The organism is Stenotrophomonas sp. Sm10 (assembly GCF_030985515.1).
GTDB classification, from domain to species: Bacteria; Pseudomonadota; Gammaproteobacteria; order Xanthomonadales; family Xanthomonadaceae; genus Stenotrophomonas; species Stenotrophomonas hibiscicola.
The window spans coordinates 39,343-64,000 of record NZ_JAPTFO010000018.1; the positions used below are offsets into that span (position 1 = coordinate 39,343).

Here is a 24,658-nt window from a genome sequence, read left to right on the forward strand (position 1 = left end):
CTGCGCATGGCCGATCCATCCCTGCACCACGCCTCTTCCGTCAGCGACGGTGACGGGCTGCGCCCGCAGCTGGCCGAACTGGTAGCGCTGCGCCGCCTTGCACAGCGACCGCCGCCGCCACGCCGTGGCCGCGCCGGCAACGCGGGGCAGGCGCCGTCGCCGCTGCGTGGGCGTGGCATGGAGTATGCCGAGTCACGCGAGTACGTGGCCGGTGATGATGCGCGCCATATCGACTGGCGGGTGACCGCACGCACCGGTCGTGCCCACACCAAACTGTTCCAGGCCGAACGCGAGCGGGTCAGCCTGATCGTGGCCGATACCTCGCCGGCCCTGTACTTCGGCACCCGCGTGCGCTTCAAATCGGTGCAGGCCGCACGTGCCGGTGCTGTCGCCGCGTGGTCGGCACAGCGTCGTGGTGATCGCATCGGCGCCCTGCGTGGCAGCGACCGTGAACCACCGATCGCACCGGCAGGTGGCCCGCGCGGCGTGCTGCGCGTGCTGGATGCGCTCACCCGGTGGTATGCGCAGCCCCCGGCCGATGACCTTGGCCTGGAGCGCGCGCTGGACCATGCCGGTCGCGTCCTGCGCCCGGGTGCACGCGTGCTGGTGCTGGCCGACCCGCAGCAGGCCATCCGTATTCCGCCTGCGCGCTGGAGTGCGCTGGCCCAGCACCATGACCTCAGCCTGGTGCTGCTGGTCGATCCATTGGAACTGCAGCCTCCATCGGCCGCGCTGCAGTTCCAGACCCTGCAGCAGCGCATCGGCCTGGACCTGCGGCGCAGCGAGGTGCAGGCGCATTGGCAGGCACACTTCGTCGAACCGCTGCAGGAGCTGCGGCGCCAGCTGGGAGCGCGCCGCGTCGATGTACAGGTGCTGTCCACCGATGCGCCCAGCGATGCCTGGCTGGCACCATCGCCCACCGAGGCGCCGGCATGAGCGCGAACCTGCCGCTGCGCGACGTCCAAGTGCCGCCGGCCCCATCGTGGTGGCCACCGGCACCGGGCTATCTGATGATCGGCGGCGTGGTGCTGCTGTTGCTGGTGGCGATGGCCTTCCTGTGGTGGCAGCGCCGCCGACGCCGCCAACGCTGGTTGCAGCTGTTTGATCAGGAGCTGGCAACCACCGCCGATGCGGCTGCCGAACTGGCGGCGATCGCAGGGCTGCTGCGTCGCGCCGCGCGCCAGGCACAGCCCGGCAGTGAATCCCTGCGCGATGATGCCTGGTGGCAGCGCGTGGATCCGGAAGGCACGCTGCCCGCGGCGCGTCGCAGCCTGCTGGCCGAAGGTGCCTATCGCCCACGCGTGGACGCCAACGATGTGGCGGCGCTGCGCAGCTGGGCGCGCGAGCGCTATCTGGCCATGCTGCTGGAGCGGCGCCGATGAACCTGCTGGCAAGTTACTGGCCGTGGCCGGAGCTGCAGCTGGCGTGGCCGCTGGCCCTGCTGGCGCTGCCGTTGCCGTTGCTGATGCGCTGGTGGAAGCGTCGTGCCGATCCCGGCGCTGCGCTGCGCGTGCCCTATGCAGCGACGGAACTGGAAGCGCTGGCCGGTGGCGGCCGCGTTGATGTGTCGTGGCTGCGCACGCTGCTGTTGTGGCTGGGCTGGTGCGCGCTGTGCGTCGCACTGGCTCGCCCGCAACAGCTGGGCGAAGCAATCACGCCGCCGCAGGAGGGCCGGCAGATGATGCTGGCGATGGACGTGTCCGGCAGCATGGGCGAGGGCGACATGGTGCTGGGTGGACAGGCGGTGGATCGCCTGACCGCAGCCAAGGCCGTGTTGGCCGACTTCCTCGATCGTCGTGCCGGTGACCGCATCGGCCTGCTGATCTTCGGCGACCGCGCTTACACGCTTACGCCGCTGACGGCCGATCTGGCCAGCGTGCGCGACCAGCTGCGCGACAGCGTGGTTGGCCTGGCGGGTCGCGAGACGGCCATCGGTGATGCCATCGGCCTGGCGGTGAAGCGCCTGCGCAGCCAACCCGAAGGCCAGCGCGTATTGATCCTGCTGACCGACGGCGTCAGCAACGCCGGGGTGCTGGAGCCGCTGCGTGCGGCGGAAGTGGCCCGCGCCGAAGGTGTACGCATCCACACCGTCGCGTTTGGTGGCGATGGCAGCATTCGCCTGTTCGGCATTCCCATTTCCGCCGACCAGGATCCGGTCGACGAGGCCACGTTGAAGAAGATTGCCAGCATGACCGGTGGCCAGTTCTTCCGCGCCCGCGATACCGCGCAGCTGGCCGGGATCTACGCTGAACTGGACCGGCTGGAGCCGATCGCCGCGAAGGGGCCGAGCCTGCGCCCGCGCGAAGAACGTTATGCCTGGCCATTGGGGGTGGCGTTGCTGCTGGGCGTGCTGGCGTGGCTGTGGCCGGAGCGTCGCCGATGATCGCGCTTGCTTCGAATCTTCCCGATTGGAATGCGCTGCACTTCCTGCGCCCGGAATGGCTGTGGGCCTTGCTGGCTTTGCCGGTCATTCTTGCACTGGCGCTGTACCGGCAGCGGCGCAGCGATGTGTGGCGAACAGCGGTGGATGCCCACCTGTTGCCGCATCTGCTGGCCGCGGGCACGCGCCGCCGCGTACGCCTGCCCTGGGCCGTCCTGCTGGGCTGGACGCTGGCCTCGCTGGCCATGGCCGGGCCAAGCTGGCGCCAGCAGGCACAGCCGATGTTCCAGGCCAGCGCACCGCTGCTGGTCGTGCTGGATCTGTCCAGCCGGATCAATGCCACCGACCTGCCGCCGTCGCGCCTGCTGCAGGCGCGGGCGAAAGTGGGTGAGCTGCTGCGTGCCCGCCAGGGCGGACAGGTGGGCCTGGTGGTCTACGCCGAGGACGCCTACACCGTGGCGCCGCTGACCGACGACGGCAGCAATGTGGCGCTGTATCTGGACGCGTTGTCGCCGGATGTGATGCCACGTGACGGCCAGCGTGCCGACCGCGGCATCGACTGGGCAACGCGGTTGATGCGCCAGATCGGGGCGCTGCGGGGGCAGATCCTGCTGGTCAGCGATCACGCCGATGATGAAGCGGCACTGGCCGCAGCGCAGGCGCGCAGCCTCGGCCTGCAGGTGTCGGTACTGGGCCTGGGCACCCCCGCCGGGGCGGCGTACCGGGATGGCAGTGGGCAGATCCGCCAGGCTGCGCTGGATGAAGGCAGCCTGCGTGCCGTGGCCACCGCGGGCGGTGGCCGCTATGCCCGCATCGCCGCCGATGCCAGTGATCTGCGCGCACTGGGCGTACTGGATGCACGCGAAGGCACTGCAGCGCAGCGGCCGGGCGAGGGCAAGCAATGGCGTGATGAAGGGTTCTGGCTGCTGCCACCGGTGATGCTGCTGGCGTTGCTGGCCTTCCGCCGCCGCGCGCTGCTGGCGGCAGTGCTGGCGGTGGGCCTGCTGCCATGGATGAGCGACGTGCAGGCGCAGGCGCCTGCCGCGCCCGCCGCACCGCCAGCGCAGGGCACGCTGTGGAAGCGCGCCGACCAGGTGCAGCACCAGCGCTTGGCCGAAGGTGCGCAGGCGTACCGCAATGGCGATTTCGCCGGTGCCCGCAAGCAGTTCGAGGGCATCGACAGCGATGCGGGCTGGTACAACCTGGCCAATGCACTGGCCCGCCAGGGCCACTACGACGAAGCCATTGCCGCCTACGACCGCGCGCTGGCGCTGCATCCCGGCATGGCCGATGCGGTCGCCAACCGTGCCGTGGTCGATGCCGCGCGCAAGCGCAAGCAGTCCGGTGGCAAAGGCCAGGATCAGCAGAAACCACCGCAGAACGGGCAGCAGAAGCCACCGCAGAACGGCCAGGGGCAGCAGAATCCGCAGGGCCAGAAGCCGCAGCAGGGCCAGCAGGATCCTGGCCAGGGCCAGCCGCAGTCGGGCCAGCAGGGGCAGCCCAAGCCCGGTGACGACAAGAACCCGTCGAGCCCGCAGCCCGGCGAGCGCGGCCGCGATGGACAGCCGGCGCCACCACAGGTGGAGGATGCCAAGGCACAGGCCCGGGCCGATGAGCAGCAGCGCCAGCGCATGCAGCGGGCAATGCAGCAGGCACGTGAGGGCAAGGGCGAACAGGACGGCAAGCCCGTGCCCGGCAGCGACGGCAGCACTGCGCGCCAGCGCGAGGAGCAACAGGCGGTGGAGGCGTGGATGCGACGCGTGCCGGATGATCCGGGGGCATTGCTGCGGGCCAAGTTCCAGCTGGAAAACGAACGCAGGAAGAGGGAAGGGCGATGACGCGGGCGATCAACATGCACAGGCACTGGCCCCGACAGGTACTGGCGGCGTTGCTGCTGTGGCTGCCGCTGCTGGCCTGGGCGCAGCCGCGCGCGTGGCTGGACCGCGACCGCATCGCGTTGGGTGACACGGTCATGCTCAATGTCGAGAGCGACCAGGGCGCGCCGGACTTCACGCCGTTGCGTACCGACTTCGATCTCAGCGGGCAGACCAGCAGCCGCCAGGTGGAGTGGCGCAATGGCAGCATGCAGCAGCGCACTCTGTATGGCGTGGCACTCACGCCGCGGCGCAGCGGTGCACTGGTGGTGCCGGGTCTGCAGGTGGGCAGTGCACGTACCGTGCCGCTGACCCTTCAGGTGGATGCCGCTGCCGTGGCCGGCCCCGACAGCAACGCGGTGGCCTTCATCGAAACCGTTGTCGATGACGAGACGCCGTATGTGCAGCAGAGCGTGGGCGTGGTGGTGCGGCTGTATTTCGCCTCGCAGCTGGCGTCCGGCGAACTGGTGCTGGATACCCCGGCAGGCGCGTCGTTGCAGCGGGTGGGCGATGACCGCACCGATGTGCGGCAGGTCAATGGCCGTCGCTACAACGTGGTCGAGCGGCGCTTCCTGCTTGTTCCCGAGCGCAGCGGTGCACTCCGGCTGGCCGGTGCGCGCTTCAGTGGGCGCAGTGCCGGTGGCTTCTTCGACGATTTCTTCGGCGGCGGCGACGGGCGCATGAATGCCACCGGCGCCGACCGCACGTTGCAGGTACAGGCACAGCCGGCGCAGGCGCCGCAGCCATGGTTGCCGCTGCAGGGCCTGCAGCTGCGCTACACCAGTGCACCGACCAGCGCACGTACCGGTGAGGCGGCCAACGTGGTGGTCGAGGCGATTGCCGACGGTGCCACCCGCGCGCAGTTCACCGACCTGCCGGTGCCCGACGTCGGCAGCGCCGCACAGGTGTTCGCCGAACCGGCGCAGTACGAAGAGAGCTTCAACGGCAGCACGCCGCGCCTGAAGATCACCCGCCGCTATTCGATCGTGCCGCGCCAGCCGGGTTCGCTGGTGGTGCCGGGGCCGCGCCTGCCGTGGTGGGATGTTCGTGCGGGCAAGCCACAGGAAGCGAAGCTGCCGGACCTGACACTCGCCGTCGCAGCCGGTAATGGCGGTGGCAGTGCTTCACCTGCGCCGCTGCCGCCGATCGACACCGATGCTGCGCTGCCGGGGGGCGATGGCCAGGACAGCCGTATCGCGGCCACCGATCCGCGCGCCAGCGGCCTGGCCGAGCGTCCGTGGCCATGGATGGGCGCCGCTATCGGCTTGGCGCTGCTGTGGCTGCTGACCTTGCTGTGGGGCTGGCAGCGTGGCCGTCGCCCGCGCGTGGCGCCGCCTGAGGCGGGCAGGGGGGCTGTGCCGGCTGTGGCGACGGGACGTGCCGGCCTGGCCGAACTGCGCCGCGCGCTGGATGGTGAAGGCTTCGATCAGGTAGAAGCTCAGCTATGCGCGATGGCCGGCGTTGAACGCATCGAGCAGGTCATCGCCCGGTTGGATGACCCGGCCCAGCGCCAGGTGCTGCAGGACCTGCAACAGGCCCGCTGGGGCGGGCAGGGTGATCTGGCGCCGCTGCGCACGCGCCTGCGCGGGGTCTTCCGTGACGGACCGCACTGGTCGGCGGCGGCGATCACCGCTGACACTGGCCTGGCGCCGCTGTATCCGCCGCGGCGAACCTGAACCGGCGCCGCTTGCGAGCTTTGTTAGAGTGCATTCATTTTTCGAGGAAACCCACGCATGACAGCAGCTGCTGCCGACAAGAAGAAGTTGCCCCTGCATTGGAAGATGGGCATCGGCTTTGCGATCGGCCTGGTCCTGGGATTGATCGTGCACGCCCTGGGCGGCAGCGTCGAAGGTCTGCAGGCCGGTGCCAAGTGGGTAATGGACTACGTCACCACCCCGGCGTCGGGCCTGTTCCTCAACCTGATCTTCATGCTGATCGTGCCGCTGATCTTCTCGGCGCTGATCATGGGCGTGTCGGAGATGGGCGACATCCGCGCCCTTGGCCGCATCGGCTGGAAGACCCTGGCCTATACCGTGCTGCTGTCCGGCATCGCCGTGGGCATCGGCCTGGTGCTGGTCAACCTGCTCAAGCCGGGCGCCGGCGTGGATCCGCAGGTGGCCGCGATGATGCTGTCGGAGAACGCAGAGCGCAGCAAGGAAATCGTTGCCGGCATCCATGGCACGCCGAAGGGCATGGACATGTTGCTGTCGATCGTGCCGAGCAACGTGCTGCAGGCCGCGTCCGACAACGGCGCGATCCTGTCGCTGATGTTCTTCGCGCTGATGTTCGGCATCGGCATGGTGTTGACCGACGACGAGAAGGTCGCCCCGCTGCGCCGTGCCATCGAAGGCGTGTTCGAAATCTCGATGACCCTGATCAACCTGGTCATCCGCCTGGCCCCGTATGCGGTGGCCTGCTTCATGTTCAACCTGGCCGCGCTGTTCGGCTTCGAACTGATCATCCGCCTGGGCGCCTACGTGGGCGTGGTGGTGCTGGCACTGGGCCTGCACATGGTCGTGACCTACGGCACCGCCGTGTGGCTGTCCGGCCGCTCGCCGCTGTCGTTCTTCCGCGATACCCAGGAAGCGACGGTGATGGCGTTCTCCACCGCCTCCAGCAACGCCACCCTGCCGACCGCGCTGCGCGTGGCCGACCAGATGGGCCTGCCGCAGCGCGTGTCGCGCTTCGTGCTGACCGTGGGCGCCACCGCCAACCAGAACGGCACTGCGCTGTTCGAGGGCGTGACGGTGATCTTCCTGGCCCAGTTCTTCGGCGTGGACCTGAGCATCGGCCAGCAGATCATGGTGATGGCGGTCTGCATCCTCGGTGGCATCGGCACGGCCGGCGTGCCCTCGGGCTCGCTGCCGGTGGTGGCGATGATCTGCGCGATGGTGGGCGTGAACCCGCTGGGCATCGGCCTGATCCTGGGCGTGAACCACTTCCTGGACATGTGCCGTACCGCGCTGAACGTGACTGGCGACCTGGCCCTGACCACGCTGGTGGCCAAGGGCGAGTCCCACGACGGCCCGGCGCTGACGCCCCACCAGGACTGAGTCCAAGGCCACTGCTGGCGACCTGATCGGGGTCGGATTCCTTTCCGCAGGGAAAGGTATCCGACCCCTTTTCACATGCGGAATCCAGCGGAGATCACGACGCTGCCGGCCAGCGACCGGCACGACCGGACAAGGTGAACCGACCCCCCGCCCGGCGACTATGGGACAATAGGCCGCCCGCACGTCCGCGGCCGCCTCCCGATTCCGACAGAACCATGACGCAGCCTACCCGTCGCCAGTTGGCCAACGCCATCCGCTTCCTTGCCGCCGATGCGGTTGAAACCGCAAAGTCCGGCCACCCCGGCATGCCCATGGGCATGGCCGACATCGCCGAAGTCCTCTGGAACGACTACCTCCGCCATAACCCGAGCAACCCGCACTGGTTCAACCGCGACCGTTTCGTGCTGTCCAACGGCCATGGTTCGATGCTGCAGTACGCGCTGCTGCACCTGAGCGGTTACGACCTGCCGATCGAGCAGCTCAAGCTGTTCCGCCAGCTGGGCAGCCACACCGCCGGCCACCCGGAGCGCCATGAGACCCCGGGCGTGGAAACCACCACCGGCCCGCTGGGCCAGGGTTTCGCCAACGCCGTGGGCTTCGCCCTGGCCGAGAAGCTGCTGGCACAGCGCTTCAACCGCCCGGAGCTGGAAGTGGTCGACCACCGCACCTGGGTGTTCATGGGCGATGGCTGCCTGATGGAAGGCGTATCGCATGAAGCGGCGTCGCTGGCCGGTACCTGGGGCCTGCACAAGCTGGTCTGCTTCTGGGACAACAACCACATCTCCATCGACGGCAACGTCGAGGGCTGGTTCACCGACAACACCCCGGAGCGTTTCGAAGCCTATGGCTGGAACGTGGTCCGTGACGTCGATGGCCACGACCCGGAAAGCATCAAGGCCGGCATCGAGGCCGCGCTGTCGCAGAGCGACAAGCCGACCCTGATCTGCTGCCGCACCACCATTGGTTTTGGTTCGCCGAACAAGGCGGGGAAGGAATCCAGCCACGGCGCACCGCTGGGCAAGGACGAACTGGAAGCCACCCGCAAGCAGCTGGGCTGGGAGTACGGTCCGTTCGAGATCCCGCAGGCGATCTACGACGGCTGGCGCGCCAATGGCGCCGGCACCCTGCGCCAGGCCGAGTGGGAACAGCTGTTCGACAAGTACGCCAGCCAGTACCCGGGCGAGGCCGCCGAACTGACCCGTCGTTCGCACGGCGAACTGCCGGCCGACTTCGTTGCCAAGGCCGATGCCTACATCGCCCAGGTGGCGGCTGAAGGCCCGACGATCGCCTCGCGCAAGGCCTCGCAGCTGGCCATTGAAGCCTATGCTCCGCTGCTGCCGGAAATCGTCGGCGGCTCGGCCGACCTGGCGCACTCCAACCTGACCCTGTGGAAGGGCAGCAAGTCCGTTGCCAGCGACGACGCCAACGCCAACTACGTGTACTACGGCGTGCGCGAGTTCGGCATGACCGCCATTGCCAATGGCCTGGCCCTGCACGGTGGCTTCATTCCGTTCGACGCCACCTTCCTGGTGTTCAGCGACTACGCCCGCAACGGCGTGCGCATGAGCGCGCTGATCCCGGCCCACGCCATCCACGTCTATACCCACGACTCGATCGGCCTGGGCGAAGACGGCCCGACCCACCAGCCGGTGGAGCACCTGGCTTCGCTGCGCTACATCCCGAACAACGACGTGTGGCGTCCGTGCGATGCGGTCGAGTCGGCGGTGAGCTGGAAGGCCGCGATCACCCGCCAGGACGGCCCGAGCTGCCTGGTGTTCAGCCGCCAGAACCTGCCGCACCAGCCGCGCAGCGCCGAGCAGATTGCCCAGATCGAGCGCGGCGGTTATGTGCTGGCCGATGCTGCCGGTACCCCGGACGTGATCCTGATCGCCACGGGCTCGGAAGTCTCGCTGGCCACCGAAGCCAAGGCCCAGCTGGACGCGGCCGGTATCAAGACCCGCGTGGTCTCGATGCCGTCCACCGACGTGTTCCTGCGCCAGGATGCGGCCTACCGTGAATCGGTGCTGCCAAATGCCGTGCGCAAGCGCGTGGCCGTGGAAGCCGGCGTCACCGGTTTCTGGCGCCAGTTCGTCGGCCTGGACGGTGCTGTGGTCGGTATCGACACCTTCGGTGCCTCGGCGCCGGCCGATCAGCTGTACAAGCACTTCGGCATCACCACCGCCCACGTGGTGGAAGCGGCCAAGGCGCTGTAAGCAGCATCGCAGCGTGATGCAGGAAAGGCCGGCGCACGCCGGCCTTTCTCGTTTTCCTGGGTAGATCCACGCCATGCGTGGACGAGAAAAGGGGACGGCGTGTTCCGCCCGACGGCGCCGCTGTCGCGTTGGCCTCTTCATCTGGCCTGCGTTCCTTGCGAAAAGGAGAGTCTGCCGAGACAACCTCAATAGTAAAAATGGTCAACAAGCGCGGCGCAGAAACCTATACTGGATTTGCGGAGTGTAAGGTGTGGCCTTACACTAGTGCTGCATGATCGTCAGCTTCAGGCATAAGGGCCTGAAGGCGCTCTATGAGCGGGGCGACATTTCCGGAGTCCGTGCCGATCATGTGGCTCGGTTGCGGCGTTTGCTTCTGCAGTTGGATCAAGCCCGGCTGCCTGGAGACATGGGGCTGCCCGGAAATCGCCTGCATCCCCTGCACGGAAGCTATAGCGGCTACTGGGCTGTGAATGTCTCGGCGAGTTGGCGATTGGTGTTCCGCTTTCGTGGGCTCGACGTCGAACTGGTCGATTACCTTGATTACCACTAGGAGTCTGCTCGATGCCGTTGCTTGATCCGCCGCATCCAGGAGAATCGCTGCGCGAAGACATCCTGCCGGCGATCAGCATGTCCATCAGTGCGCTGGCGCAGCACCTTGGTTATTCCCGTGGACAGCTGTCGACCATCATCAACGGGCACGCCGGCATCTCTGCTGAACTCGCGCACCGTCTTGAACTTGCGGGCCTCGGCAGTGCTCGTATGTGGCTGGCGATGCAGGCGGCCTATGACCTGTGGCAGGTCGAGCATCGAGAGCATCCGCCCATTGCCCGCCTGTATCTTGAGGATGCAGTGAGGATAGAGCGGTAGATCCACGCCATGCATGGATGAAAAAGGGGACGGAGGGGATCAAGTCGTCTGTGCATGAACGACTTGATCCCCTCCGTCCCCCTTTCTCAGGCAGTGCGTGCCAGCGCCAGGCGCAGCAGTCGCGCGTCCAGGCGCTCTGCGAAATCCGTCGGGGCCTGTAGACCCATGCGCTGCAGGTACACCGCATCGCCGTCGCCGGCCGGTTGCCGCAACGCTGCCCAGACGGTACGCAGCTTGTCGCCGCGGGTCTGCGTGTTGGCCTTCAGCCAACCCAGCGCTTTCACCAGCACCTGCTCGATCTCGTTGAAGTCGCTGCCCAACGGATAGTCCGGCAGGCTGCCATCGACGCGGAACGGTGCCAGCGCTGCCGCCAATGCCTGCGGCGTATTGCGCTGCAGGCGCACCGGGTGCGGTTGCGCGGTCGCCAGCAGCTTGCGCGCGGCATGTGCCTGCTGCAGCAGATCGCCCTGGAACGGGGCTTCGGTGATCGCGGTCATCGCATGCACGCAGTCCTCGTCGGTCAGACCTCGCAGGTCGGCGATGCCGTACTCGTTCAGGTAGATATCGCGCAGGTGGCGCGGGATGGTGGTGTGCCCGTAGTTCCAGCGCACGTTGGACTCGCGCCGGCCCTTGTCATCGCGCGCGGCGCGGAACATCAGCACGCTGCGCGCTTCCGGCAGGGCATGCGCCATCGCCACAAAGTTGTACTGGCCACCCACGCCGGACACCACGCGGCCATCGTCCAGCGCGTCCGACACCGCTGCACCCAGCGCGGTGGCCATCATGCAGGAATTGAAGAAGCGCGCGTGCCGGCGCTGCAGGCGTTCCAGCGTTTCGTTGCCACCGTACAGCTGGTTGATCTCGCTGATGCGGCGCATGCCGATCGCACGACACTCATCTTCCGGCAGCGTGCGCAACCACTCGTAGAACTCCGGCGAGCCCAGGTAGAACGCGCCGTGCAGGTACTCGCCCTCGGCGGCCAGGGTGGCGTGGTCGATGGACAGCGTGCTGCCATTTTCGATGCGCTGCATCAGCGCCAGGTCGTCGTGCACCTTGCGCTTGATCACCCCGGTCTGCACCAGCCGGCGGAAGCCCTCGTTGAGCATCTCGCTGCAGCCGTACAGGCCCACTTCGAACGGATCCAGCCCGCCGATTTCCTGCACCAGTGGGTGGCTGGCCAGCTGCGGATCCAGCGCGTGCAGCACGCGGCGGTAGCGCGCGTTGTCGGTGTGGCGCAGCACCAGCGCATGGCTGAGCGCATCGGCCAGCGTGCCGATACCGATCTGCAGGGTGCCGCCGTCGCGCACCAGCGTGCTGGCGTACAGGCCAATGGCGTAGTCGGCATCGCCGACCGGCTGCCGCGGCAGCCCGAACAGCGCCGGGTACGGCGGTGGCGGGGTGATCACCAGATCGAAGAACGACACATCGACCGTGGCCGAGCCGCCCATATAGGGCAGCTGCGGATCGATCTCGGCGATCATCAATGGGCGCTGCAGGCCGCGCGCGGTCATCGCATCCAGCGTGTCCTGGGTAATGTCGTTGTTGCACGACAGGGAAAGCCGGCGGTCGTTCGGGCGCATCGCCACCTTCTGCACGATCACCTGCGGTGCGCGCTGCGCCACCGCGTCGGCGGCATGGGTGTAGTTCAGGCTGGTATAGCTGGACTGCGCCTGGCGCGACCCGAGCAGGGCGCCGGACTGCATGTAGAACTCTTCCACCTGCACATGTGCCGGCAACGCGTCGCGCGCGATCGCATCGGCATAGGCCAGGCGCGGGAAATCGTCGCCGAAATGGCGCTGCGCGAACGGCGCCAGGAAGCGCGCTTCCAGACCGTTGCCGCGCGCCTTCGGCGGGTTCAGCGACAGCGCGGTATACAGCTGCAGCGGCCGCGAAGGGTCGTGCTCGACGCGTGCGTAGAGGGCATTGAGCAGCCGGTGTGGCTTGCCCAGTGCCAGCGGTGCCCCGATCCGCAGCGGCCCGTCCACGCGCGCAAACAACCAGTCGACGGCGGCGTCCAGGTCGGTGAGGTGTTCGGTCATGCGGGGCGGTCCTGCGTGTGGGGGAGTGCGGGCATTACAGCATGTCGGGCTTGAACCGCCGTCGACGCGAGACTTCCGCGCCGGACACCATGAACTGCCCATCGCCGCGGTAATGCACCGTGCGCGGCAGCTTCGGCCGGGGCGCGACGTGGGCGCGCACGATTTCCCAGATGAACAGGTTGTTCGATTGCACCTGGCTGTCGTCGTAAAGACGGCATTCGAAGCAGGAATGGCATTGTCCGACCAGCGGCGCGCCAACCTCGCGCGCAGGTACTGCATCCAGCCCGAAACGCGCGAACTTGTCGAACTCGCGGCCACTGCAGTTGCCGATGTCGACCACGGTATCGAGCAGCTCCACGCCGGGTACGTTGATCACGCACTCGCCACTACTGACGGCCAGTGCATGGCTGTGGTTTTCATTCCACAGGTAGGTGGCGACCAGCGACGGCGAAAAGCCCATCACCATGTGCCAGCCCATCGTCATCAGGTTGCGCTGGCCCTGCCACGCGGTACTGACCAGCACGATCGGGCCGGGTTCGAGGAAGCGGCGCGCCTGCTCGACCGGTAATTCCTTCTTGGACAGTGCTTTCATCCGGGGCCTGGGGCGGGAGGAATCGATGCTGACGCAGCCGGGATGAACCCGGAGTCGAGGGGCTTGACAGATGATTCGATTACGCGCGTAATCGTGTTGTCGATTACGGATGTAAACCATGACCCCGATCAGCGAAGCCGAAGCCGTTGTGATGGAGGTGCTGTGGCAGCAGGCACCGCGTAGCGCCGATGACGTGGTGGCCGCGCTGGCCCATCGCGACTGGGCCGAGCCGACCATCAAGACCCTGCTCAACCGCCTGCTGACCAAGGGCGCGATTGCCGCCGAGCGCGATGGACGGCGTTACCTGTACCGGCCGCTGCTGCAGCGCCAGGCTTGGGTGGAGGCGCAGAGCCAGGACTTCATCGGGCGTGTCTTCGAGGGGCGCGTGGCGCCGCTGGTCGCGCACTTCAGCGAACGTGGCCAGTTGAGCGCACAGGACATCGCCGAACTGAAGAAGCTGATCCAGGAGCTGGACCATGACTGAGCTGCTCGACGGACTGTGGCAGGCCAGCCTGTGGCTGGCGGTGGGCGTGATCCTGCTGGCAGTAATGCGGCCGCTGCTGGTGCGGATGGGCGGTGTGGGTCTGGCCTACCGCAGTTGGTGGCTGCTGCCGATGCTGCTGGTGGCACTGATGCTGCCGTTGCCGCAGGTTGCGTTGTTGCAGCAGGTACCCACGCTGCCGCTGAAAGTGATGCCCGGTGCCATCGATGCTCTGAACGGGCCGTCGTTGCCATGGGCAGGGCTGTTGTTCGCGCTGTGGGCGCTGGGCGCGGGCATCTGCCTGCTGCGCGACCTGCGCGCACAACTCCGTTTCGAACGGCGGATGGGTCCACTGACGCCGCGCACCGATGGCAGCTGGCAGGCCAGCGGCGATCCCGGCCTGCCCGCGCTGGTGGGCCTGTGGCGACCGCGCATCGTGGTCGGCCCGGCATTCGACCAGCAGTTCACCGCACAGGAGCAGAACCTGATCCTGCAGCACGAGCGCAACCACCGTCGCAACGGCGATCACTGGGCCAACGGCGCGCTGCTGCTGGCGCGCGTGGTGTTCTGGTTCCACCCGCTGCTGCCATGGGCCGCACGCCGCTTCCTGCGCGATCAGGAACTGGCCTGCGATGCCCGCACCATCGGTCCGCAGCCTGCGCTGCGCGGCCTCTATGCCAGCACGCTGCTGAAGGCGCAGCTGGTCCACCCGGTTGCGCCCGCGGTTTGCCATTGGCGCAGCCAACCCGTGTTGAAGGAGCGTATCGCCATGTTGAAGCAGTCCAAGCGGAAGGCATTGCCGTGGGTGTCCGGGCAGGTGCTGGTGGTCGGGTTGTGTGTGGGCATGGGGGCGGTGGCATGGGCCAGCCAGGGCGGTGCGGCCGGTGGCACCCGGATCGGTGTCGAGCCGTTCGAACATGCGCAGGACGATGCGGCCAAGGCGGGGTTGGACCGGCCGATCCAGGTGGACAAGATGCCGCCGCCGTCCTATCCGAAGTCCGCCGTCGAGCAACGCCAGGTAGGCGTGGTCAATCTGCGCATCGAAGTGGATGCACAGGGCCATCCGACCGATGTGCGGGTACTCAGTGCGACCAATCCGGGGGTGTTCGACGCCGTCTCCGTCGCCGCCGCGCGCAGCTGGACCTATAGTCCCGCGGTGAAGAACGGCAAGCCGGTGGCCGGTGCCGTACGCATTCCGATCACCTACGCCATGGATGACACCGAGGACGCGAAGTGAAGTCCGCGCCGCTGTTGATGATGGCAGCGCTGCTGGTGGGGTGTGCAACCCAGGATCGCCTGACCACCGTCGATACCCGCAGCGAGAATGTCGGTCACCAGCGCCTGCAGCCGCAGGCGGGCGGCGGCAGTGGGCAGCTGCAGGTGTATTCGCTGGGTGCGACCGAGGGCTACCGGATGCCGCAACTGTACGCGGCACCGGACCCGGAGGTCGGGGATAGCGACCCGCGCGCGGAACTGGCGCCGACCACAATCTGCCTGCAGGTGGTGGTTGATGCCAACGGCGACGTCGAGCGCAGCCTGCCATTGACCGATCGCCCGGAGTGCGCGGCAGGGGCTGCACGCGAGAACGCGCCCCTGCTGCAGGCTGCGCAGGAAGCCGTGGCGATGTGGAAGTACTCGTCCGCAGCGGTCTGCCACTTCGCGGCCGGCAAGGTGCCTGCCGACCGCGGCGACTGCCGCGGCGCCGAGCGCGTCGAGCCGGTAGCGGTCACCCTGCAGTACGCCTTCACGTTCGAGATCGTGAAGGGACGGCACGTGGTGCGCACGCAGGGAAAATGATCGCTCGCGATGACCGGGGTAGCGCCGGGCCATGCCCGGCGGGCGCAGCGGCGTGGATCAGGCCCCGCCCTGGATGTTGGCCTTCACTGCGGGCTGCATCAGCTTCGGTTCTTCCAGCGTCGCATCGCGGGCCTGGCGCACGCTGACGAACTCTGCCTCGGCCACGCCGTCGTGCACGTGGATGTTGTGCGCGCGCTGTTCGCCGATGGTGGTCTCGTTGGCGAACCCGCGGCCACCCGGGCCGTAGTCGTGGCAGACGAATACGCGCGTCGCATCGGGCAGGGCCAGCAGACGCTGGATCGAGCGGTACAACTGCGCGGCATCGCCGCCCGGGAAATCGCAGCGGGCGGTGCCGCCATCGGGCATGAACAGCGAGTCGCCGGTGAACAGCGCATCGCCGATCAGATAGGCGATGCTGTCGCTGGTGTGGCCGGGCACGGCGATCACCTGACAGCGCAGTTCGCCCAGAGCGAAGGTCTCGCCATCGCTGAACAGGCGATCGAAGATCTCATCGGCGGCCGGAAGCTGCAGGCCGTAGCGCGGCGCAAAAGTGGCCTGCACCGCACGGATGCCTTCGCCGATGCCCAGCGTGGCCTGCGGAAAGCGGTGCTTGAGCCGGCGCCCTGCCGACACATGATCGGCGTGGGCATGCGTCTCCAGCAGCCAGCGCAGCTGCAGGCCTTGTTGTTCGATGGCATTCAGCACGTCGCGCAGCGGTGCTTCGCTGCTGGCGTCGGTATCCGGGTCGTAGTCCAGTACCGGGTCGATCAGCGCTGCCTCGCCACTTGCCGGGTCGCTGACCAGATAGCTGAAGGTGTTGCTGTCACGGTGGAAGAACGACTGTACCTGGACCGACATTGGAACGCTCCTCAGCGCGTGCCGAGCACGCGGTTCAGCAACTGCGCCAGGTTCTCGCCGGCCAGTCGCAGCTGCGCTTCGGCCAGCGGCCGGTAGCGCTCGGTGTATTCATCACCGATCTTACGCGTGGCCGGATAAACGCCAGCTTGCATGGAAATGCGGCAGCTGGCCTCGGCCCAGGCCTGCGGGTCGCGCTGCGGGTTGGACTGGCGTGCCAGCTTCGGCGCGCGCTGGCTCTGCAGCAGCGGCAGGTAGCCGGCATCGTCCAGCTTGCGGGTGTTGAGCATGCCGCTGTCCCACAGCGAGTGCAGGTTGGTACCGCGGTTGCCGAACTGCAGCTGGAAATCGTTGCCGCCCTTGTCATGGGCGTAGCCGGCGTGCATCGGCTGGTGGATGTCACCCACCAGGTGCACGACGAACTTCAGCGCCTGCAGGCGCTCGCCGTCGGTCAGGCTGCGGTCGCCGAGGATGGCACTCTGTGCTTTCAGTGCCTCGACAATGCAGTTGCCGCTTTTGCAGTGCTTCGGTGCTTCGTAGTGGCAGTTGTCTTCGGCGATGTTGACGTAGTGCCAACCGGCCGAGCGACGGCCCAGGCCGGGGTCCTTGGCGCGCAGCTGGTCGGCCCAGGGCGCGATGCTGGCCAGGGTGGCGTCTGGCTCGGTGGCCAGCAGACGGTCCACTTCGGCGCGGGCGGTGGGGGTGAGGCGGGCGTCGGCGACTTCGGCAACCAGGCGGTGGCCTTGTGCGCCCCAGGCATGGGCCGGGGCGGAAGCGGACAGCAGGGCCGGCGCCAGGGCGGCGGCGAGGAACAGGGAGTGCAGGGCTTTCATGCGCACATTCTAGCGGGCCTCTGCAGGCCCGGGCTTGATCACGCCTGGTGTTCGCCACGCGGCCTTGATGCGGCGGCCGCTAGGGTGGCCCGTGCACATGCGGGGAGGGGCCGATGGCGATCACGGACAGGCGCATCATGGCCGGGCATCCCGATGACGACGGGTTCGCTGCCGCGTTCGATGCCCAGGTGGTCTGGCGCATGCGCTGGGCCTGCGCCGTGGCCGGGGCGTTCTCGCTGGGCTTTGCCGTGCTCGATACCTACTGGTTGCCGCCGGACGTGCACGCGCCGGTGCTGCGCTGGCGGCTGGGCGTTCTGCTGCCGGCACTGCTGCTCGGCGTCGCGCTGACCTTCGTGCCGGTGCTGCGGCGCCACCTGCAGTGGCTGGGCGGCAGCGTCGTGCTGGTCAGCGGGCTGGCGCTGGTGACCATGATCTGGACCGCGCACCGTGCCGGCGTGGACTACCCCTACGAAGGCATCAGCCTGTTCCTGTTGTTGAACTACTTTCTGTGCGGGCTGCGCTTCGGGGTAGCGACGCTGACCGGAACCCTGATCGCGCTGGCCTTCGTGCTGGCCGAGCTGCAGGTGGGCCGGCACTGGGCGCAGATGCTGCAGAGCGTGATGTTCGTGCTGGCCAGCAACCTGGCCGGCATTGTCGGCAGCCACATTTCCGAACGGCAGGCGCGTGCAACGTGGCGGGCCGAGCAACGCCTGGATGCATTGGCCAACCACGATGGGCTGACCGGCCTGCTGAACCGGCGCGCCTTCGATCGCCAGGCCAACCAGATCTTCCAGCGCTATCTGCGTACACCGCATGCGCGTGGCGCACTGCGCATCGCCATGATCGATATCGACTACTTCAAGCGCTACAACGACCACCACGGCCATCCCGCCGGTGACACCGTGCTGCATGCGGTGGCGACGACCCTGGCTGCTCAGCTGCGTGGTAGCGACTCGGTGGTGGCACGCTACGGCGGCGAAGAGTTCGTGGCGCTGGGGCACTGGGCGCCGGGACAACCGGAATCAGCGCCTTTCGAGCAGCTTCGGCAACAGGTGCAGGCGCTGGCGATCGCACATGCCGATTCGGATGCGGCCCCGGTGGTGAGCGTGAGCATCGGTGTGGCACGCTGGCATGATGATGGTGGCGATACGCTGGAACAGGCATTGGCGCGGGCCGATGCAGCGCTGTACCGCGCCAAGGAAGGCGGCCGCAACCGGGTGGAAGTGGCGCCGGATCAATAATCGACTGAAAGGCGGCCCGTTCATGCTTCTGTAGAGCCGAGCCATGCTCGGCTGATCTTCTTCGGGTACCTGCGCGCTCCGCGCGATAGCCGAGCATGGCTCGGCTCTACAGAAGAGCGCGCCTCTGCATGCTTTCCAAAAAAAAGCCCCGGCAAAGACCGGGGCAACATGCTGCGAGGGTTTTGCGTTCAGCGGGGGAGCGGGGGGAAGCCCCCGCGCCCGGCACACGCTTAGAACTTGAAGACGTACGACGCGCCGTAGACCAGCGGATCGATGTTGACTGTGCCGATCTTCTCGCCGTTCAACTTCACCTTGCTGTCGATGTCGATCCAGCGCATGTCCACGCGCAGGGCGCCCTTCTCGCCGATCGCGAAGTCGATGCCGGCATGCGCGGCCAGGCCCCACGAATCCTGCAGCTTCAGCTTGCTGCCGGCCAATGCGCCGGTGGTGTCTTCGCTGAAGAAGGTCGTGTAGTTCACGCCGGCGCCGACGAACGGCGAGACCTTGCCCTTGCTGTTGAAGTGGTACTGCAGGGTCACCACCGGCGGCAGCTGCTTGGTGCTGCCCACGCGGCCCAGGCCGTTGATGTTGATGTCGTGCTTGAACGGCAGCGCGGCCAGCACTTCGATGCCCAGGTTGTCGGCGATGAAGTACTCGCCGGTGATGGTCGGCTTGACGTCGTTGTCGACGTCGACCTTCAGGGTGTGGCCGGCCAGCCAGCCGTTGTTCGACTTCGGCGCCACCTGGTGGACGCCGGCCGAGACGGTCCAGTCACCCTTGGACTGGGCCATGGCCGGGGCGGCGGCGAGGGACAGGGCGGCGGCCAGGCCGGCCAGGATCAGGGGGGAGGTCTTGCGCATGGGGGTGATCTCGTTGCTGGGTGGATGGCGACAGTCTCGGCCTCACGCCGCGCTAACGCTTTGATCCGGATCAAATCCTGTCCGCCCGCCCTCTGGCGCGGGGGCTGGCCCACGGTGGCCAGCCCCGGTTTGCTAGACTTGTGGGCCCTATCCATCCCGCCGCACCCGTCGCGGCCGCAGGAGCTTGAGAACATGGCAATCAAGGTTGGTATCAACGGTTTCGGTCGCATCGGGCGTAACGTCCTGCGCTCGGCGGTGCTGAACTTCGGCGACGACATCGAAATCGTGGCCATCAACGATCTGCTGGAGCCGGATTACCTGGCGTACATGCTCAAGTACGACTCCGTGCACGGCCGCTTCAAGGCCGACGTGGCCGTGCAGGGCAACGACCTGCTGGTGAACGGCAAGAAGATCCGCCTGACCCAGGAACGCGACCCGGCCAACCTGAAGTGGGACGAAGTCGGCGCCGACGTGGTGCTGGAAGCCACCGGCCTGTTCCTGACCAAGGAAACCGCGCAGAAGCACATCGATGCGGGCGCGAAGAAGGTCATCATGTCGGCCCCGTCGAAGGACGACACGCCGATGTTCGTGTTCGGCGTGAACGACAAGACCTACGCCGGCCAGGCCATCATTTCCAACGCGTCGTGCACCACCAACTGCCTGGCCCCGCTGGCCAAGGTCATCAACGACAAGTGGGGCATCAAGCGTGGCCTGATGACCACGGTGCATGCGGCCACCGCCACCCAGAAGACCGTCGATGGCCCGTCCAACAAGGACTGGCGCGGCGGCCGTGGCATCCTGGAAAACATCATTCCGTCGTCCACCGGTGCGGCAAAGGCCGTCGGCGTGGTCATTCCGGAACTGAACAAGAAGCTGACCGGCATGAGCTTCCGCGTCCCGACCTCCGACGTGTCGGTGGTCGACCTGACCGTCGAGCTGGAAAAGGAAGCCACCTACGCCGAGATCTGCGCCGAAGTGAAGGCACAGAGCGAAGGCGCGCTGAAGGGCATCCTGGGCTACACCGAAGACAAGGTGGTGGCCACCGATTTCGTCGGTGAAACCCACACCTCGGTGTTCGACGCAGACGCCGGCATCGCCCTGGACGGCACCTTCGTCAAGCTCGTGTCGTGGTACGACAACGAGTGGGGCTATTCCAACAAGTGCCTGGAAATGGCCAAGGTTGTCGCCGCCAAGTAAGGCCGGCGAAGATCGCACGCGGACCCCGGCCTGGCCGGGGTTCGTCGTTTATGGGGCCAGCCCTGTCGTAGCATGGGCCGGTCGACCGCTGCCGCTGGGGCGCGGGATTGCAATGGAAGCATGCAATGGAAGCACTCATAGCCCTGGTGGTACTGGTTCTGCTGGCCATCCCGCTGCTGCTGGTGGTGGCGCTGGTGATGATTGCCGGCCTGCGCCGCCGTGTGGCCGCGCTGGAGGCCGCCATGGCTGCCGCGCCGGCCGCCCGGCCGGTTGCAGCCGAGCCTGCGCCGGAACGGTCTGCGCCCCTGCCTGTGGCCGGCGCCGATCCGCCGTTCCTGCGGCCGGTGGCGGCTGCCGCACCGCCTCCGCCCCAGCCAACGCCACCGCCGGTGCGCGAAGCGGTGTCTGCGGCAGTGGAGGCGCCGCGCCCGGTCGCACCACCGCCGGTGCCACCCGCGCCGGTGCAGCCGCCGTTGCCCCCCGAACCGGCACTGCCCAACTTCATCGAGCGCGGCATTGGCGCGGTCAAGCGTTGGTTCACCGAGGGCAACGTGCCGGTCAAGATCGGCATGCTGGTACTGCTGGCCGGTGTTGCTGCGCTGTTGAAGTACGTCAGCGACCAGGGCTGGCTGGTGTTGCCGATCGAGCTGCGCCTGGCCGGCGTCACGGTGGGTGCGCTGGGCCTGTTGGCGTTCGGCTGGCATCAGCGCGAGCGCCGGCGCCTGTTCGCACTGGCACTGCAGGGCGGTGCCATCGGCGTGTTGCTGCTGACCATCTTCGCCGCCTTCAAACGGTTCGAGCTGCTCAACCCCGGGTTTGCCTTCGCCAGTTCGATCGCGCTGGTGGCCGGCCTGTGCGTGCTGGCGGTGGTGCAGAATTCGCGCACGTTGGCGGTGCTGGGCATCCTCGCCGGCTTCATGGCACCGCTGTGGCTGTCCACCGGCAGTGGCAACCACGTGGGGCTGTTCAGCTACTACGCGGTGCTCAACGCTGGCATCTTCGCCATCGCCTGGTTCCGTCCGTGGCGTGCGCTGAACCTGCTTGGCTTCGCTTTTACCTTCGGCATCGGTACGTTCTGGGGCGTGTTGCAGTACGCGCCGGACAAGTTCAGCAGCACCGAGCCGTTCCTGCTGCTGTTCTTCGCCTTCTACCTGTTGATCCCGCTGCTGTACGCGCGCCGGCAGCCCGCCGGGCGACGTGACCTGGTCGACGGCAGCCTGGTGTTCGGCACGCCCCTGGTTGCCTTCTCGATGCAGGCGGGCATGCTGCACGAGCAGCCGATGACGCTGGCGCTGTGCGCGCTGGGCCTGGCGGCGATCTACGCCGTACTGGCGCGGGCACTGATCGCGCGCGCGTCTTACACCGTGCTGGCGCAGTCGCATGCGGTGCTGGCGGTGGGCTTCGCCACGCTGGCGGTGCCACTGGCACTGTCTGCGCGCGCCACCGGCGCGGTGTTTGCGCTGGAAGGCGCGGGCCTGGCCTGGCTGGGCCTGCGCCAGAAGCGCTGGCTGCCGCAGGTGTCCGGTGCGCTGCTGCAGATCGGCGCCGCGTTCGCCTTTGTGGCAGGCGCCGACCACTGGCTCGACGACGCCCGCTTCCTGCTCAACCCGACCGCCATCGGTGCGTTGCTGCTGGCCCTGGCCGGGTTCGCCTCGGCGTGGAGCTACCAGCGCAGGGTGCGCCACGAGATCGCACTGGTTTACTACCTGTGGGGCCTGCTGTGGTGGCTGGGGGGGCTGGTGCACGAGATCTTCCGCTTCTTCCCGCACCGCACCCAGGCCGACGCGCTGCTTGTGCTGGTCGCAGCCACGGCCTGGCTGGCGGCTGAAGTGCAGCGCCGCCAGCCGGCACGCGCGCTGGGCGTCACCGCGCTGGCGATGCTGGCCCTGGGCTTCCCGCTGGCGCTGATGCAGAGCGATGCGCACCAGCAGCCGTTCGCCGGCTATGGCGCGCTGGCCTGGGCGGTGTTCGCGGCGCTGGGCGTCCGTACGTTGCTGTGCCTGCGCCAGGGCGGCAACACCGTGGCACGCATCGCGCAGTTCCTGTGGTGGCTGTTGTGGCCGTCGCTGCTTTCGTTGCTGGCCCTGTGGGGCGGTGGCGAGGCCGGGCTGGCACAGGGCTGGACGCTGCTGCTGTTCACGCTGCCGTGGCTGCTGATGGCGGCGCTGTCGTTGTGGCGCTGGGACGCACTGCGGTGGCCCCTGGGGGCTGCCTTCGACAGCGTGCGCCTACCGTTGCAGTGCGTGCTGTTCGGCCTGCTGTCCGCAGGCTGGCTGTTCGGCCAGTTGCTGCCGGGTGACGCAGCGCCGCTGCCGTGGCTGCCGGTGTTGAACCCGGCCGAGCTGGGGCAGTGGTTGAGCCTGGCGCTGCTGGCGCGCTGGCTGTACAGCGGGCAGGCGCCGCAGGCACTGGTGAAGATCCGGCTGCCGCTGTTGGCATTGGCCACCTTCGTCGCGCTGACCAGCCTGGTGCTGCACGGCGTGCATCAGTGGGGCGGCCTGTCGTGGAGTTCGTCGATGATGCGTTCCAGCCTGGCGCAGACCAGCCTGACCGTGCTGTGGAGCGTGCTCGGCGTGATCGCCTGGGTATGGGGTTCGCGCCGCGGCCAGCGCGTGTTGTGGATGGTGGGAGCGGTGCTGATGGGCGTGGTGTTGGCCAAGCTGGTGCTTGTCGATCGCCAGCACCTGGGCAACCTGCTGGGCATCGCATCGTTCATCGCCTACGGCCTGCTGTGCACGGTCGTGGGTTATCTGGCACCGGCACCGCCCAGCGCGGCGCCGACCGTGGAGGAAAAACAATGAAGACGTGGAGCAGGGCGCTGCTGCCGGCGATGTTCGGCATGCTGGCCGCCATCACCGCACAGGCTGCCGATTACCGTACCCAGTACGCCGAACAGTGGCCGCTGACGTTGTCCAGCGCACAATCGGGTGCCTACCGTGTCGTGCTGGAACCGGCGATCTACCGTCGCTCCGGTAGCGCAGACCTGGGTGACGTGCAGGTGTTCAATGCCGCCGGCCAATCGTTGCCGTCGGCATTGCTCGCGCCGGACCAGCCGCTGGCACAACCGCCGGTGCAGCGGGAACTGCCGTGGTTCGCGTTGCCGCCGCTGGCCGAAGCACAGCGTAACGACCTGCAGTTGCTGACCGAGCGCGATACCGATGGCCGTGTCCGTCGCGTGGAAGCACGTGTGACTGGCGGTGCAAGGGCCAACGGGCAGGGCGGCTGGCTGATCGACGCCAGTGTGCTGGGCCAGCAGCCGCTGGCGGCGCTGGTACTGGATTGGGCCGACAGTGGCCAGCCGTTGCAGGCTCAGGTGCAGCTGGACGTCAGCGACGACCTGCAGCATTGGCGTGCACTTGGCCGCGACATTCCGCTGGTGGACCTGCAGCGCGCCGGCAAGCGCCTGCTGCAGCGCCGCCTGCAGGTGGATGGGGAAGCGCGCTATCTGCGCGTGCTGGCGCAGGGCGATGCCCGTCTGCCAACGTTGCGCAGCGTACTGGCCGAGCTGCCGCCGGCACCGGCCACACTGCCATGGGAGTGGTTGTCGCTGGCACCGACCTCGAAGGGCAAGGGCGAGTACACCTTCGAGATGGATGGCCGCTTCCCGGCGGCGCGTGCCGACGTGGCCAGCACTGACAACAGCCTGGTGCAGTGGACATTGTTCAGTCGCGATGACGAGAGTGCAGAGTGGCAGCGGCGCAGTGCGCCGTGGATTGCCTATCAGCTGCAGCAGGGCGCGCAGGGCCAACGGCAGCAATCGGCCGCGCAACCGCTGGGCGGCGTGCACCGCGATCGTTACTGGAAGCTGGTGGCGAACCCCGCCGAAACGGCAACCGCACCCACCCTGCGCCTGGGTTATCAACCCGAAGTGCTGGTGTTCCTGAGCCAGGGTGCAGCGCCATATGCACTGGCAGTGGGCAGCGCGACCGCGCGCCGCATGGAAGCGCCGATCGGCGTGCTGATTGAAGAGCTGCGCCAGCGTAATGATCCGTCTTGGCAGCCGACGCTGGCGCGCCTGGAAGGCAGTCCGGAACCGCTGGCCGGCGATGCGGCGCTGAAGCCGCAGCACGATTGGAAGGCGTGGTTGCTGTGGGCGCTGCTGGGGCTGGGTGTGTTGGTTGTTGGCGGCCTGGCGGTCAGCCTGCTTCGGCAGAAGCCGGCGCCTTCGGCGTAGGTTCCGGCGAACGGCGCAGCCCCTCGTGGGTGGGCGGTTGGTCGCGTAAAGCAAAAGCCGTGCTTGGCCGGGCGGGGTGGGTTCGCGGGAGACGCCGCAAGTACGTCCTTGTAGGCTTGGCAGCGGCTTGCTCGTGTGCGCTGTCCTGCGCACCCGGCAAGACCGGGGTTGGGCGCCCTGCCCAACCCGCCCGAGGCATGCC

The 24,658-nt window shown here is 67.8% G+C and carries 21 protein-coding genes; 16 read left to right on the forward strand and 5 right to left on the reverse strand.

Going from position 1 to position 24,658, the window contains the following annotated elements:
* Positions 1-6 precede the first annotated feature (6 nt).
* The 9 genes from O0J15_RS07470 to O0J15_RS07510 all read left to right on the forward strand — a co-directional run bounded on the left by O0J15_RS07470 (position 7) and on the right by O0J15_RS07510 (position 10,387).
* Positions 7-936 carry a DUF58 domain-containing protein gene (locus tag O0J15_RS07470; RefSeq protein WP_111103978.1) on the forward strand — a complete coding sequence of 310 codons (930 nt, stop codon included), beginning with the start codon at positions 7-9 and terminating at the stop codon, positions 934-936.
* Positions 933-1,382, forward strand: coding sequence for a DUF4381 family protein (locus tag O0J15_RS07475; RefSeq protein WP_308305406.1), 450 nt, complete (start codon positions 933-935; stop codon positions 1,380-1,382). Before O0J15_RS07470 ends, O0J15_RS07475 begins: the two co-directional genes overlap by 4 nt.
* Positions 1,379-2,383, forward strand: coding sequence for a VWA domain-containing protein (locus O0J15_RS07480; protein WP_308305407.1), 1,005 nt, complete (start codon positions 1,379-1,381; stop codon positions 2,381-2,383). The genes O0J15_RS07475 and O0J15_RS07480 overlap by 4 nt, the downstream gene beginning before the upstream one ends.
* Positions 2,380-4,218 (forward strand): VWA domain-containing protein, encoded by a 1,839-nt coding sequence (locus O0J15_RS07485; RefSeq protein ID WP_134735196.1) that lies wholly within the window; start codon positions 2,380-2,382, stop codon positions 4,216-4,218. The genes O0J15_RS07480 and O0J15_RS07485 overlap by 4 nt, the downstream gene beginning before the upstream one ends.
* A complete protein-coding gene (locus O0J15_RS07490) occupies positions 4,215-5,930 on the forward strand; it encodes a BatD family protein (RefSeq protein ID WP_134735195.1) in 1,716 nt (571 codons plus the stop codon). Before O0J15_RS07485 ends, O0J15_RS07490 begins: the two co-directional genes overlap by 4 nt.
* A gap of 57 nt (positions 5,931-5,987) precedes the next feature.
* On the forward strand, positions 5,988-7,307 hold the full coding sequence (locus O0J15_RS07495; RefSeq protein ID WP_308305408.1) for a dicarboxylate/amino acid:cation symporter: 1,320 nt from the start codon (positions 5,988-5,990) through the stop codon (positions 7,305-7,307).
* A 215-nt stretch (positions 7,308-7,522) separates the two neighbouring features.
* Positions 7,523-9,520, forward strand: a complete 1,998-nt coding sequence (gene tkt / locus O0J15_RS07500) for a transketolase (protein WP_021203688.1) — start codon at positions 7,523-7,525, stop codon at positions 9,518-9,520.
* A 271-nt stretch (positions 9,521-9,791) separates the two neighbouring features.
* On the forward strand, positions 9,792-10,070 hold the full coding sequence (locus tag O0J15_RS07505) for a type II toxin-antitoxin system RelE/ParE family toxin (RefSeq protein WP_010484073.1): 279 nt from the start codon (positions 9,792-9,794) through the stop codon (positions 10,068-10,070).
* Between the two features lie 11 nt (positions 10,071-10,081).
* Positions 10,082-10,387: a HigA family addiction module antitoxin gene (locus O0J15_RS07510; protein WP_308305409.1), complete on the forward strand. Its 306-nt coding sequence runs from the start codon at positions 10,082-10,084 to the stop codon at positions 10,385-10,387.
* Between the two features lie 86 nt (positions 10,388-10,473).
* Here O0J15_RS07510 and O0J15_RS07515 read toward each other — a convergent pair whose 3' ends face one another.
* Together O0J15_RS07515 and O0J15_RS07520 are read right to left on the reverse strand one after the other, a co-directional pair.
* The gene (locus O0J15_RS07515; RefSeq protein ID WP_308305410.1) at positions 10,474-12,426 is read right to left on the reverse strand and encodes an acetyl-CoA hydrolase/transferase C-terminal domain-containing protein; all 1,953 of its coding nucleotides are present in this window, start codon (positions 12,424-12,426) and stop codon (positions 10,474-10,476) included.
* Positions 12,427-12,460: 34 nt separating this feature from the next.
* On the reverse strand, positions 12,461-13,018 hold the full coding sequence (locus O0J15_RS07520; RefSeq protein ID WP_308305411.1) for a flavin reductase family protein: 558 nt from the start codon (positions 13,016-13,018) through the stop codon (positions 12,461-12,463).
* A gap of 118 nt (positions 13,019-13,136) precedes the next feature.
* On the opposite strand from O0J15_RS07520, the gene O0J15_RS07525 reads away from it, so the two are divergent.
* The 3 genes from O0J15_RS07525 to O0J15_RS07535 are packed head-to-tail and all read left to right on the forward strand — an operon-like array spanning position 13,137 to position 15,296.
* Positions 13,137-13,502 (forward strand): BlaI/MecI/CopY family transcriptional regulator, encoded by a 366-nt coding sequence (locus tag O0J15_RS07525; protein ID WP_010484077.1) that lies wholly within the window; start codon positions 13,137-13,139, stop codon positions 13,500-13,502.
* A complete protein-coding gene (locus O0J15_RS07530) occupies positions 13,495-14,736 on the forward strand; it encodes a TonB family protein (protein ID WP_308305412.1) in 1,242 nt (413 codons plus the stop codon). The genes O0J15_RS07525 and O0J15_RS07530 overlap by 8 nt, the downstream gene beginning before the upstream one ends.
* The gene (locus tag O0J15_RS07535) at positions 14,733-15,296 is read left to right on the forward strand and encodes a hypothetical protein (RefSeq protein WP_019660008.1); all 564 of its coding nucleotides are present in this window, start codon (positions 14,733-14,735) and stop codon (positions 15,294-15,296) included. The genes O0J15_RS07530 and O0J15_RS07535 overlap by 4 nt, the downstream gene beginning before the upstream one ends.
* 57 nt (positions 15,297-15,353) lie before the next feature.
* On the opposite strand, the gene O0J15_RS07540 is transcribed toward O0J15_RS07535, so the two are convergent.
* Together O0J15_RS07540 and O0J15_RS07545 are read right to left on the reverse strand one after the other, a co-directional pair.
* Complete coding sequence (locus tag O0J15_RS07540; protein WP_019660009.1) at positions 15,354-16,154, reverse strand: MBL fold metallo-hydrolase; 801 nt, start codon at positions 16,152-16,154, stop codon at positions 15,354-15,356.
* 11 nt (positions 16,155-16,165) lie between these two features.
* A complete protein-coding gene (locus tag O0J15_RS07545; protein WP_308305413.1) occupies positions 16,166-16,984 on the reverse strand; it encodes a S1/P1 nuclease in 819 nt (272 codons plus the stop codon).
* Positions 16,985-17,097: 113 nt separating this feature from the next.
* Here O0J15_RS07545 and O0J15_RS07550 point away from each other — a divergent pair, with 113 nt between their 5' ends.
* Positions 17,098-18,225: a GGDEF domain-containing protein gene (locus O0J15_RS07550; protein ID WP_155030040.1), complete on the forward strand. Its 1,128-nt coding sequence runs from the start codon at positions 17,098-17,100 to the stop codon at positions 18,223-18,225.
* Between the two features lie 230 nt (positions 18,226-18,455).
* On the opposite strand, the gene O0J15_RS07555 is transcribed toward O0J15_RS07550, so the two are convergent.
* On the reverse strand, positions 18,456-19,085 hold the full coding sequence (locus O0J15_RS07555) for an OmpW family protein (RefSeq protein ID WP_005410839.1): 630 nt from the start codon (positions 19,083-19,085) through the stop codon (positions 18,456-18,458).
* 192 nt (positions 19,086-19,277) lie between these two features.
* Here O0J15_RS07555 and gap point away from each other — a divergent pair, with 192 nt between their 5' ends.
* From gap to O0J15_RS07570, 3 genes are all read left to right on the forward strand, one after another.
* On the forward strand, positions 19,278-20,282 hold the full coding sequence (gene gap / locus O0J15_RS07560) for a type I glyceraldehyde-3-phosphate dehydrogenase (protein WP_019660012.1): 1,005 nt from the start codon (positions 19,278-19,280) through the stop codon (positions 20,280-20,282).
* Positions 20,283-20,407: 125 nt separating this feature from the next.
* Complete coding sequence (locus O0J15_RS07565) at positions 20,408-23,083, forward strand: DUF2339 domain-containing protein (protein WP_308305414.1); 2,676 nt, start codon at positions 20,408-20,410, stop codon at positions 23,081-23,083.
* A complete protein-coding gene (locus tag O0J15_RS07570; protein WP_058982358.1) occupies positions 23,080-24,456 on the forward strand; it encodes a DUF3999 domain-containing protein in 1,377 nt (458 codons plus the stop codon). Before O0J15_RS07565 ends, O0J15_RS07570 begins: the two co-directional genes overlap by 4 nt.
* Positions 24,457-24,658: the final 202 nt, after the last annotated feature.